Genomic DNA, 12,250 nt, shown 5'->3' on the forward strand with positions numbered 1-12,250 from the left:
AAAAAACATGAAAGCAATAGAACAAATAAAACTCATAACAGACTTTGTTCGCTACAATGTGAAGATCATATTTGCGAATAAATTCATCTATTTTCTGGTAGCAGCCTTCGCCTTCTTTTTTATGGTTATGGGCATCATGCTATTTACAGATTCTAGTCCCGATGAGTCGGATATTTATACGAGCTTAATTTTCCCAGGAATACTGATCCTCTTTTATCCGGTAATCTATATCATTCAAAGCGATAAGGATACCCGAATGCTCGAAATTCTATTCGGAATTCCCAATTACCGATACAAAGTTTACCTGGTACGTTTTGCATTAAGCGTTCTCTTACTCGTATCGCTAATGTTTTTAATGTCGTGGTTAACGGTGTTTCTGGTAATCAAGATTGATGTATTTCATATGGTTTACGAGCTGATGTATTGCCTGCTATTTTTGGCAAGTTTGGCATTTTTGCTCACCACCTTAATTAAAAATGCAAGTGGAGCAGCCGTCGTCATGGTGGTTTTAGGATTGGTATTTCTGATACTGGCCGAACCTTTGCAATACAGCAAATGGAACATCTTTCTAAACCCTTTTAACGTTCCTGGCGATATGAGTTACACCATCTGGCAAAATGTATTGTACCAAAATCGAATGATGCTAATAATTGGTTCGCTTATTACCATTCTGTGGAGTTTAATCAACCTACAACGCAGAGAGAAATTTGTGTAAGCAAATATTAAATTTATAAAAGACAGAAGAGGCTTTGGTTCACAGTTTACCAAAGCCTCTTTTCTTTCTAGTTGATATCATTCAACAAATCAACACATTCAGAATTCGAATATTTTTGAAAAAATTTTTCAGTTTGCCTTTCCCAGCATTTACAGCACTTTCAGTTTGCCCTTATTGTTTATAAACTATATTTTCTAGTTTTTAAACTATCGATTTAGTTGTAAAACTATTTTTTATAGTTATATTTGATTAAAATATATTGCGAAATGAAGAAGTTAACACAAAAAGAAGAGGAGATTATGAAATTATTTTGGACCGAAGGTCCAATGTTTGTAAAAGAACTTCAGAAAATCTTTCCCGATCAGAAATTACACTACAATACCCTATCGACCATGGTGAGAGCTTTGGAGGAAAAATCATTCATCGCTCATAAGACCTTTGGGAAAACCCATCGTTACTATGCTGCCATTACCGAAGAAGAATATCGCAAAAAAACCATGGGAAATGTGGTTAAAAAATACTTCGACAACTCTTACAAAAGAGTAGTATCCATGTTTGTTGAAGAAGAGAAACTATCCATCGACGAGCTGAAAAGATTAATACAGGACATTGAAGACAATAAAGACAAATAATGCTGTTTAGTTTTATTACATACATGATAAAAACAGGTATTGGCCTAGCATTTTTCTACTTTCTGTTCAAATTGTTGTTGAGTAGAGATGGTAGACATGCCTACAAAAGGTTGGTACTTCTGCTATCGGTGGGTGCTTCATTTACAATACCTCTGCTGGCCAATATGATTCCTGGTAGTGAGATCGATTCTACCCCAATGATAATGGTTCGGGAATTTATTGAATTGCCATTGGTGGAAACGGGCGTAAACGACAGCACATCTCTTGAAACGACAGATAAAATAAGTCATACACATCAGGTAAATTGGTATGTCTTGATTTACCAACTAGTCCTTATTCTGCTTTTCTTGCGTTTCTTGCTATCCTACAAAAGCATTTTTAAATGGCTAAAGCAAGCCAACATACAAGTCTATAAAAATTTACTACTGGCAATTGTAAAAGATAACATACAGGCATTCTCGTTTTGGAAATACATTGTACTCTCAAAACAAGATTACCAGAACAACAAAACTCCTATTCTTCTGCACGAAGAAGCACACCTAAGGATGCATCATTCATACGATGTAATCTTAATGGAACTGGTTTGTTTTCTGCAATGGTTCAATCCATTTGCATGGTTATTGAAAAAGGAGTTAAAACTGGTTCACGAATTTCAGGCCGATCAGGCCGTACTCAAATCTGGCATCGATGCAACACAATATCAACTGTTGATTTTGGAAAAAGCTGTAGGCAAAAGACGTTTTGCTTCAGCAAATCATTTCAAACAAGGTTCAATCTCAAAACGAATTAAAATGATGAAAAAGAAACAATTTTTACGATGGAGCGTTGCAAAAACCCTACTCTTTTTACCTGCAGGATTTCTGCTTTTACAAGCATTTGCCAATCCAAAAGTAAGTGAAAAGGTAAATACTCTGCCTGCTCTCATGGTTCAGGCCAACGATAGTGAATCGTGGCTAAAGGAATGGCGATATGAAAATATCGAAAACCTAAATGCTGGCATTTTCTATGGCAAACAGCCTGCCCACAAAGCCGATTTAAGCTGGAAGCTAGGACCAATTAAAAAAAGAAATGTTTTGGCCGTACTGCAAAACAAACGTGGTGCTCTACTGGTAAACGGGAAATTGGTATCAAAAACAGAGCTAAAAACCATTGTAATATCATTTATCAGAGGTAAAGACTATTGGAACGAATCCAATCCTGAAACGGCTGAAAGCAAATTGAGCAATGGAAAATCGGCAAAGGTAAACCAACTTGCCATCAGCTATCAAATCGACAGGGGCACGCCAAAAGATGATGTTGCCAATAGCATGCAAGCCTTTGGAAAAGCCTACCTAGAAGTGCGATCAGAAAAAGCACAAGAGCTGTTTGGGAAGGATTACTTTCAATTATCGGATGCACAGCAATTGGAAATTAATGAAAGAGTTCCAATCCGCATCGCGCCTTTTACAGCCATTAAAAATTCTGCCAATTCAGTAGATATCCGAATTACCACGGAAGGAATCTTTATCGATCAGAAAAAATGTGCGCTAAGCCTTATCGAAGAAAGAATAAAAGCTTTGGTACAAAACAAAAACCGATCGCTTGCCGAAATCCGTGTTCTCGATCCTAAAACCAATAAGGAGACAATTGAAGAAATCAAAAGACAAGTCCGAAATGCGGGCATCAAAAGAATTAACTATTCCGGCGTAATGAGTGTAGTGGAAACTCCTGCCAAGTAGTTATAAATAATGTTGATAAAGAAAGCTCAATAAACCAAATTATTGAGCTTTCCTTTTATACATTAATAAGCATTTGCCTTCATTTTCTTTAGTTGGCGATTCCAACTGTACAATCCACCTTTTAGATGTGCTGCCTTGTGAAATCCAATTTTACGCAAGTAATTTCGTACCTGCTTGCTTCTAAATCCCAAATGGCAGAAAATAATAATATCCTTATCCTTAGGCAGGGTAGGAATCTTATTTTGAATCTCTCCCATCGGAATGTGAATGGAATTCTCGATACCTTCTTTTGCCAGTTCATGCGGTTCACGAATGTCAATCAGTAAGATATCCGAACCCTTTTCCAACTCCTCCATCAACTCCAAAGCGGTAAAACTCGTTTTGGGTGCATTATCATTGTTTGTAAAAATATTCATATTCAATAGTTTAATAAAACAGGGGAACAAAACTCTTGAAAGGCTCTATTTACAGCCCTTCTGAACAACTACCAAATTTAAAAATTTTCATCAGCCAAGCCTCATCAAGCAGCAAGAGATGCCTCTACATTGGCTTATACAGATCAATTATAAAAAATGAACAATTATCAATGAACTGAAATCAGTGTCTCTTAATTCACATTTATTTTCCTGAAAATAATTCGACAGAGAATTAAATATACAATCGTTTAATTCTAAATTCTCCCCTTCCAGGGGAGATGGCGACAGCCAGAAGGGTGTATTTTTGATTATATTTCTCTTAAAAACACCCTTTTCCTTATCAGGATTTTCCCTAAAAGGGAAAAAATCATTTCGAAAATGCCCAGAAATCAATGATCCATCAAAACTCCGCCTTCAAAATTTCGTCGACACAGTGCAATAGGGTCATTTTACCTTTGTAAGAATCACAATTGGTTTGAAAAGCCACGGCAATTTTTTGCTCTGGATAATACAGGAAAATGGAACGAAATCCGGGAACGAACCCCGTATGACCATAGGCTTTGCCATGCGCGCTTTTAAAAATAAAACTGCCCATACCATAAGAATCATACTCACTTATAAGTCCATTGGGATTAGGCGTCACAATTTTTTGTAGCGTTTCATCAGAAAATGGCAGTGCCTCGTAGTAAAACTTGGCCCATTTTGCCAGGTCGGATGTAGTAGATGCATATCCTCCTCCAGTCCATTCCATTTGCGGATTCATAACATACCTTCCCTCAACCACAACCTGCTTTGGCATGTGAAAAAAGGCATCCAAACCCGAATAGCCAATTGGCAAGCGTGGCATATCGCGACGGGTAGCCGCATAGGTTTCTTTAAAATGCAGTGGGGCTAAAATCCTGGCATTGGCCACCTCGTAGTAATTCATACCCGTAACCTTCTCAATCAGCATTCCAATCAACAAATAATTGGTGTCGGAATAAGCCCAGCCCTCGCCTGCCTTGTGCACCGCTTCCATATCAAATGCATACTGCAGTCGGTCCTTGTAAGTCCATACCTTATCGGGATTATTTTTGATCTCGATCCACAGCTGTTCATTCTCGATATAGCGCGGCAAACCACTTGTATGCTGCAATAACATCTCCACGGTGATATCTCCAATGTTTGGCAATTTCGACAACCAACACTCCCCCTGGCAGTAGTTAAAAAACTTCTCCTTTAAATCAACCTTACCCTCCTCAACCAGCTGATACAAAACTGCTGCAGCATAAGTTTTCCCTATGCTTCCCGAAAACATTACATGTTGCAAATTCATTCTTTCCTTACGGATAGAATCCGAATAACCTGTTACATAGTTTTCCCGTCGTCCATCCTGGTAAATGATGGAAAATTTTGCACCAGGCATATCCAACAACTGCACAATACTATCGAGCTTATGCTGATAGGTACACTGCGAAAATCCGTGGAAACAAAAAGAGAATATTAGAATCAAAAATAGGGGAAGAAAGAGGTATTGTTTTTTCATAGCGTGGTTGAATTGGGTTAACTACCTGTAAGGTAATATGTTTTTCTTAAAAAATCTAATCATAAAATTGAATATCTAATTAGATCTGCTTATTCCAACAAATCCCTAATAAAAACTTCCACTATTTTATAATATGCCTCTTTCCAAAACTAATGGAGAGAATATAAAGAAGACTCGAACATTCTCATACAATTAAAAAAGGATGGACGATTATAGATCATCCATCCTAAATAAAAATCAATGCAATATTTTAAATTTTAATGCACTTTGCAATGCAGGGTAACATTACCACTAGCGGATACTACATTTTGCCAATCATCAGTTGCACCTCCAGCAGTATTACAAAGAATTCCTGTATTTTCAAAATTGAACTTCACAGCTTGTCCTGTTGAGTTAGGCACTCCTTTTCCTTTACAAATAAAATTAGTCACTCCACCATTATTCATAACAGTGATTCTACCTTCAACAAGTTCAAAACCACCATCACCGTTCATTACACCACAAGCAGTATCCTTTATCACAACTGCAGCATTGTTATCATCTGCACTAAAACCAGAAAGAGCAAAAACGCCACCAAACACCAAACAAATCGCCAAAACTCTAAAAACATTTTTCATAATTCCTAAATTTTAAAGTGAAAACTATTAAAAAAATAATCTCAAATTTACCACAATCAAATTAGGATGTCAAGGTTATATCTATTTTTTAAATGCCCCCTTTGTGCTTATAATCAGCTTTTTATGAACATGTTAAATTTACATATTGTTTCGAACTCATTTGATGATCAAGATTAAGCAAGTGCTATGAAATTAATTGTCAAATAAATAGAAATAAAAGTTTAAGAATAATTATAACTTATCATATTTTTCAAGTTTTCCTTTAGTCATCACCCGAAAATTTTTCAGTTAAATAGATTGAATCCTGAATGCTGGTCGCATCCGTTTTATTCAAATTATTAGACAGATATTTGATTAGGAAATTAATGTTTTGAGGACGAAGATCGTAAATTCTTTTTCCATTTAGGAACACGCTTGGAGTTCCATCAAGTTTAAGATCCACTCCCTCCTGTATATCGCCAGCAATCTTTTGCTGACAAGTTTCAGAGTTGAGTTCGTGATTAAATTGCTCTAAATTGAGCTTTAATGAATTGGCAATATGAATAAATACATCCGGTTCAACATCATTCAGATTTTGGTTGAATAATGAATCATGGTAAGACCAAAACATTCCTTGCTGATGAGCCGCTTGAGCCGCTCTGGCCGCCTCACACGCATTAGGATGCATATCATATTTTGCAATGGGATTACACGAGGAACTTAAAGGGAAATATTTATACCGAATATTTAGTCTACCCTCATTACATTTGATGAGCTCAGTAAAACTCTTTCCAAATATAGCACACATTGAACATTGAAAATCACTGTAAACCACCATAGATACCGGGGCATCAACAGGACCTAAAATTGGCTCCCCACTCCATTCGGAGATATTAGCTGCCGGAATTGAATCGAATTTAAGGAGTTCCTCAAGTGGATCGTAACTTGCCAACTTATTCATATTAATGCTCAGCCCTTGTATCCTTATCCATTGATACATTACCAAGACCAGGCAAATTGCAATAATGTATGGAAGAGCATGCCAGTTTTTAAAAGATAAACTCTCTTTTTTGCCCAAAAGTACCAAAGCCAACATTTGTATTAAGGCTTTGAACAAATCCGAGAAACTGGTTTCTGTTAACTTCTTTAAAAAGAAAAAAAGCAATAAGTTGGATACATGAATCACAAAACAGAAAGGACAAAACAAAACCGGGTATACTAACATCTTATAAATAAAGAAAAGACTGGCAAATAAGCTCACAGCACAAATCCAAAAGGCTGTAATAAGCATTGTCTTTTTTAGTGAACTCGATAACCAAATTCCAAGCCCCAGGAATAAAGCGAGTGAAATAAAATAGATTGCTCCCCATCCAGCAATCGGGATTTTAGCAAAAGTTGCATAACTGCTATATAAGGCTGTTTTACACGACTTGCCAAAGACAACAGAACATAGGTCTGATTCCCCGAACTTTCCTGCTGTCATGTTAAAATGAGTGTTTAAAAGATAAAACGACACAATAATTCCAATTGCTATTAGCAGATATGAAAATGCATACCAATACTTCAAATTTTTCATGAATTTTCATTTACAGATGAGTAATAATCACAGATCATCAAACGGTAATCGTAATACATATTTACCGCTACCAGAGAATAAAGCTTTGGGAATGGCCATCATTTCAGAAAAATCAATTCACACATCGTGCACACAAAGCCAGCAGAAAAATGAGTAAAAAAAGTCTATCTAATTTACCATTTCTACCAAGTATTGTCAACCCTTAATTTTGCTTCACAGGCATCCTAGTAAGTAATGTATCAGATTTTGTGTAGGCTGTGTTACTGCAACAGCACATACAAATGCCTTGCATTTGCCTCTGCCATGTGCAGGATGTTATGCAAGGGTATTGTAATGTTTCCTGCAGGTTGCAGCAAGATTTACAAGTGTATTGTAATACTCCCTGCAGGTTGCAGGAAGGTTTGCAAGGGTATTGTAATGCCCCCTGCAGATTGCAGGAAGGTTTACAAAGGTATTGTAATGCATCTCGCAGACTGCAGCAAGCTTTACAAGTCATATTATCGATCGTTTTACAATAAGCCAAAACCTAGAGAACATAAGGATTATATCAGGATTTAACTATTTTTAACAATAGATAATACATAAAATCTTTTAATTCTTCGTTTTAGATTTGTAAATTCATTCTGTTTTATTAACCAATCACATTTATTTATGTTTTCATTTATTAATTACCCTAGTCTTCGATTAAATGAATTTATTCAATTCTATCAAGACTTTTTAAAAATTTTAGGGACCAACGATCCCGAGATATTGAAAGTAAAATCGCAATACGACGATTTGCATGCACTGGTTGCTACTTTAGCCAGCTATTACAAACCTGAATTGGGTTCAGAAATCACGGCCGAATTGCAAGAATTAGATGCCAAGCGAGATAGCGCACTACATGGAATCGAATTGCAGGTGAAATCCTACACCTATCATTACAACGATTCGATTCGTTTGGCTGCTAACTTGTTGAGCAAAGTTTTTGACCATTATGGTTCGGGAATTACCCGACTGAACTACCAAGCCGAAACCTCTACCATTAACAGCATGATTGAAAAATGGGAAAGCGATCAGAAGTATGTTGATGCAATAACAGCCTTGAATCTGAGCGATTGGAAAACGGAGCTAAAAAACATTAACACCAACTTTAACCAACGCTACCTGGCCAGAATAGAAGAAAACGCTGATAATCCTGAGGCCACAGCCATAGAGCTAAGAGTAGGTATTACTGCAAGTTACCGCAATCTGATAAACTATTTGCAAGCCTACGCAACACTGAGCACTGGCGGTGAATACGATAAAGTAATCAAACTGATTAACGAACTGGTTGACGAATATAACAAGCTAATTAAGAGCCGTTCCAGTTCTGAAGAAAAAACGATTCCTAAAACGGAAGATCAAGAAACTCCAGCCGAAGAGGCTGCTGAGTAGTTCAGACATTTTAGTAGTTGAGCCCTTCGGGGCTCTTTTTTTGTGATATGATGAGTAAAAAACTCGTAACAGAATAGAAAGCTATTAAAGCTAATTAATTAAAGTTTAACCTCGGGAATAATTACGACTACATACTAATCTCCTTACAAACTCCTCCATTCTCTTAAAATGAGATCCTTTCCAGAACACCTTGTTGCAATCGGGACACAAGTAAAATTCCTGAAAGATTTGAGCCGTGTCTTCATCAATTTTGTGAAGGATTTCTTCTGTAGATACTGCCTGTAGTGGGTGGTTGCAGGTCATGCAACGGCTAAAGGATTTGAACTGACTGTAGAGATCAAATTTTTCTACCACCTCTTTCAATTGAGCATGCTTTTCAATAGCACGCACGTAGTAACCATGGGTAATCCTACTCGATTTCAACAACAGCTTGTCACGCGTGAGGATGATTCGATCATCGCGTTTGGCAATTTCAATAATAACATCATCGTCCATGTGGTTTTTGTAAAGGCAGTCAAAGCCCAGCATGCGTAGGTATCTGGCCAGTTTGCCCAAGTGGCAATCCAAAATGAATTTACTTTCCCGCAGGGGTCTCTCCCTCAACTTGCTATTGGCAGAAATATCCAGACTTTCGAACTTAGGGTAAACCGAAATGCGATCGTTCTCGCACAGCATGTGGTTCATTCCCACCGATGTTCCGTTTACCAATATGAGATCCACTTCAGAGAAAGGAACTCCCATCGACACCATCGTATCTCCAATTGAGATTGGGGTTTTGTACCACTCCTCGAATACTCTTTGCCTGCGATGCAAGGGCAGAAAGTCGTTCAGCTCCGCATAAAAGCGAAACAGGAAACATTTTTTTATGGAATTCTCCCTGGTCATACTTCAATTTACAAAAGAATGGGGAAAATGCAGGAAAGTCAGAAATATCTAAAAACAAAAAACCTCATCTGCATTAGCAAATGAGGTTTTATTCGAATTTTCCAGAGGTCTCTGGCGGATTCGAACCGCCGTAGACGGTTTTGCAGACCGCTGCCTAGCCACTCGGCCAAGAGACCCTATCTCCTTAAAGGCGTTGCAAAGATATAAATTTCTGTTTTACCTGTGCAAACTTTTTGCTAGCTTTTGTAACAAAAATTTTACACTCAAAATGCAAAGCCAGCATAATCAATAGCTTAACGACTTAGCGTAAGGCTCACTTTTTCGATTTGTCCACCCATTGGCGGGTTCATTTTCGATACTTTTACGCTTGCATGCTGCAATTCTGGGAAGTTTTCGTACAACATATCCAAAATTCGCTGGCAAACATGCTCCAACAAATGCGATTTAATTTGCAGTTGCTCCTTAATTTTTTCGTAGGCACGCTGGTAGTTTAAAGCATCGCCAATGTAATCGCTTTGGGCAGCCTTTGTTTCATCGTACTCCATGCGCACATACACGGTAAACTTGTTCCCTACAATCTGCTCCTCTTTAAAACATCCGTGATAGGCATAAAACTCCATGCCTTCCAATTCGATAATTCCCATCTCTGTTTGTTGTTGATATTCTGGGGCGAAATTAAAATAAGAAATTCCAATTTCCAAAAGCCAAATTCCAAATCACAAAAATTGGGTTTTGGGTTTTGGTTTTTGGGATTTTAACTACTTTTGTTTTTTCGTTTTCAATCAGGTACAGATGTAAAGATTTATTGTAAATTTATGTTTGTGCATTTCGAAACGAAAAGCAAGGCAGGATTCAATCGAATCCGAGGCAAATCATTGTATCATTTTAAATTGAAAAACATGGATAACAAAACTGTAAAGGACGAGAGTGCTAACGAAAAATCTCTGAATTTTATCCAACAGATCATCGAGGAAGATCTGAAAAACAATGTAAATGATGGAAGAGTACACACCCGATTCCCACCAGAACCAAATGGGTATCTTCACATCGGTCACGCAAAGGCAATTTGCCTAAACTTTAGCCTTGCCCAACAATACCAGGGAAAATGTAATTTACGTTTCGACGATACCAACCCAGTTAAGGAAGACACAGAGTATGTTGATTCTATTATGGAAGACATCAAATGGTTAGGTTTCCAGTGGGATGGCGATCCATTGTATACTTCTGATTATTTCGATCAGTTATACGATTGGGCAGTTCAGCTAATTAAAGATGGCAAAGCTTATGTAGATGATCAAACTGCTGAGCAAATTGCAGAGCAAAAAGGAACACCAACCGTTCCTGGAACCGAAAGCCCTTTCCGTAATCGTAGCGTTGAGGAAAACCTTGATTTATTCGAAAGAATGAAGAATGGAGAATTTAAGAATGGAGAAAAAGTATTGCGTGCTAAAATCGATATGGCTTCACCAAACATGCACATGCGCGATCCTTTGATGTATCGTATCATGCATGCGCATCATCACCGTACTGGCGATAAGTGGTGCATTTACCCAATGTACGACTATGCTCACGGCGAGTCGGATTATATCGAGGGCATTACTCACTCAATTTGTACTTTGGAGTTTGAAGTTCACCGTCCGCTTTACGAATGGTTTATCGATAATATTACTGATACCGAATACAGACCTAAGCAGCGCGAATTTGCTCGCTTAAACTTAAGCTACACTGTAATGAGTAAGCGTAAGTTATTGGAATTGGTTACCGATCGTCACGTAAATGGATGGGACGATCCACGAATGCCAACTGTTTCTGGTTTGCGTCGTAGAGGTTATACTCCTGCTTCAATTCGCAATTTTGCCGATATCATTGGTGTTGCAAAACGTAACAATGTAATTGACGTTTCATTATTGGAGTTCTGTGTTCGCGAAGATTTGAACAAAACTGCAACTCGCGTAATGGGTGTGTTGGATCCTGTAAAATTGGTAATCACCAACTATCCTGAAGGAGAAGAAGAGTGGTTGACCATTGATAACAATCCTGAAGATGAGAATGCAGGAACTCGAGAAATTCCATTCTCGCGCGAACTGTACATCGAGCGTGATGACTTTATGGAAGATGCTCCTAAGAAATTCTTTAGAATGACTCCGGGTCGTGAGGTTCGTTTAAAGGCTGGTTACATTGTAATGTGTGAGAAAGCTGTGTATGATGCTGATGGAAACATCACCGAAATTCACTGTACTTACGATCCTAAATCGAAGAGTGGTAGCGGAACCGAAGAGAGCAAGCGCAAGGTAAAAGGTACACTTCACTGGGTATCTGCAAAACATGCAGCTAAAGCTGAAGTTCGTTTGTACGATCGTTTATTCAACGACGAAGCTCCTGACGGACACAAAGACAAAGATTTCAAGGAATTCATTAATCCTGATTCTTTGCAAGTTTTAAAAGAGTGTTATGTTGAGCCTTGCTTAAAAGACGCTAAGGCTGAAGATCACTTCCAGTTCACACGTTTGGGATACTTCTCGCTTGATAAGGATACCACTGCTGATCAATTGATCTTTAACCGTACGGTTTCTTTAAAAGATTCTTGGGCAAAAGCACAGAAGAAATAAATTAGCTACAAGCTAAATGACAATATAAACCTGCTGGGATTTTTCTGGCAGGTTTTTTTATTGATAAAATTGAAAGCCCCGGGTTAAAACCCATGCTGCATAAAATAAAAAACCACCTCTAATTTTAGAGGTGGTCTATATATCCTTTGCTAGTAATTTAAA

Annotated in this window: 11 protein-coding genes and 1 tRNA gene; 5 read left to right on the plus strand and 7 right to left on the minus strand. The window is 37.8% G+C overall.

Going from position 1 to position 12,250, the window contains the following annotated elements; all coding sequences use genetic code 11:
* The first annotated feature begins 7 nt into the window (after window positions 1-7).
* From ACKPCA_RS14415 to ACKPCA_RS14425, 3 genes are all read left to right on the plus strand, one after another.
* Window positions 8-715 carry a hypothetical protein gene (locus ACKPCA_RS14415; protein ID WP_321279723.1) on the plus strand — a complete coding sequence of 236 codons (708 nt, stop codon included), beginning with the start codon at window positions 8-10 and terminating at the stop codon, window positions 713-715.
* A gap of 266 nt (window positions 716-981) precedes the next feature.
* Window positions 982-1,347 carry a BlaI/MecI/CopY family transcriptional regulator gene (locus ACKPCA_RS14420; RefSeq protein ID WP_321279725.1) on the plus strand — a complete coding sequence of 122 codons (366 nt, stop codon included), beginning with the start codon at window positions 982-984 and terminating at the stop codon, window positions 1,345-1,347.
* Window positions 1,348-1,370: 23 nt separating this feature from the next.
* Complete coding sequence (locus ACKPCA_RS14425) at window positions 1,371-3,065, plus strand: M56 family metallopeptidase (RefSeq protein WP_321279727.1); 1,695 nt, start codon at window positions 1,371-1,373, stop codon at window positions 3,063-3,065.
* Window positions 3,066-3,127: 62 nt separating this feature from the next.
* Here the strand turns inward: ACKPCA_RS14425 and ACKPCA_RS14430 are convergent, their stop codons facing one another.
* The 4 genes from ACKPCA_RS14430 to ACKPCA_RS14445 form a co-directional block, all read right to left on the minus strand.
* A complete protein-coding gene (locus tag ACKPCA_RS14430) occupies window positions 3,128-3,481 on the minus strand; it encodes a rhodanese-like domain-containing protein (protein WP_321279729.1) in 354 nt (117 codons plus the stop codon).
* A gap of 400 nt (window positions 3,482-3,881) precedes the next feature.
* Window positions 3,882-5,006 (minus strand): serine hydrolase domain-containing protein, encoded by a 1,125-nt coding sequence (locus tag ACKPCA_RS14435; RefSeq protein ID WP_321279730.1) that lies wholly within the window; start codon window positions 5,004-5,006, stop codon window positions 3,882-3,884.
* A gap of 257 nt (window positions 5,007-5,263) precedes the next feature.
* Window positions 5,264-5,623, minus strand: coding sequence for a hypothetical protein (locus tag ACKPCA_RS14440; protein WP_321279731.1), 360 nt, complete (start codon window positions 5,621-5,623; stop codon window positions 5,264-5,266).
* Between the two features lie 262 nt (window positions 5,624-5,885).
* Entirely contained in the window at window positions 5,886-7,178 is a 1,293-nt protein-coding gene (locus tag ACKPCA_RS14445; RefSeq protein WP_321279733.1) for a thioredoxin domain-containing protein, read from the minus strand.
* 651 nt (window positions 7,179-7,829) lie between these two features.
* Between ACKPCA_RS14445 and ACKPCA_RS14450 the strand changes: the two genes are divergently transcribed.
* Entirely contained in the window at window positions 7,830-8,594 is a 765-nt protein-coding gene (locus tag ACKPCA_RS14450) for a DUF6261 family protein (protein ID WP_321279735.1), read from the plus strand.
* A 105-nt stretch (window positions 8,595-8,699) separates the two neighbouring features.
* On the opposite strand, the gene ACKPCA_RS14455 is transcribed toward ACKPCA_RS14450, so the two are convergent.
* The 3 genes from ACKPCA_RS14455 to folB all read right to left on the minus strand — a co-directional run bounded on the left by ACKPCA_RS14455 (window position 8,700) and on the right by folB (window position 10,123).
* On the minus strand, window positions 8,700-9,479 hold the full coding sequence (locus ACKPCA_RS14455; protein ID WP_321279737.1) for a Mut7-C RNAse domain-containing protein: 780 nt from the start codon (window positions 9,477-9,479) through the stop codon (window positions 8,700-8,702).
* A 105-nt stretch (window positions 9,480-9,584) separates the two neighbouring features.
* A tRNA-Cys gene (locus tag ACKPCA_RS14460) sits at window positions 9,585-9,655 on the minus strand.
* Window positions 9,656-9,772: 117 nt separating this feature from the next.
* Entirely contained in the window at window positions 9,773-10,123 is a 351-nt protein-coding gene (folB, locus tag ACKPCA_RS14465) for a dihydroneopterin aldolase (protein ID WP_321279739.1), read from the minus strand.
* 255 nt (window positions 10,124-10,378) lie between these two features.
* On the opposite strand from folB, the gene ACKPCA_RS14470 reads away from it, so the two are divergent.
* A complete protein-coding gene (locus ACKPCA_RS14470) occupies window positions 10,379-12,088 on the plus strand; it encodes a glutamine--tRNA ligase/YqeY domain fusion protein (protein WP_054719632.1) in 1,710 nt (569 codons plus the stop codon).
* Window positions 12,089-12,250: the final 162 nt, after the last annotated feature.

Origin of the sequence: Marinifilum fragile (assembly GCF_963677365.1) — a bacterium.
Classification (GTDB): Bacteria; Bacteroidota; Bacteroidia; order Bacteroidales; family Marinifilaceae; genus Marinifilum; species Marinifilum fragile.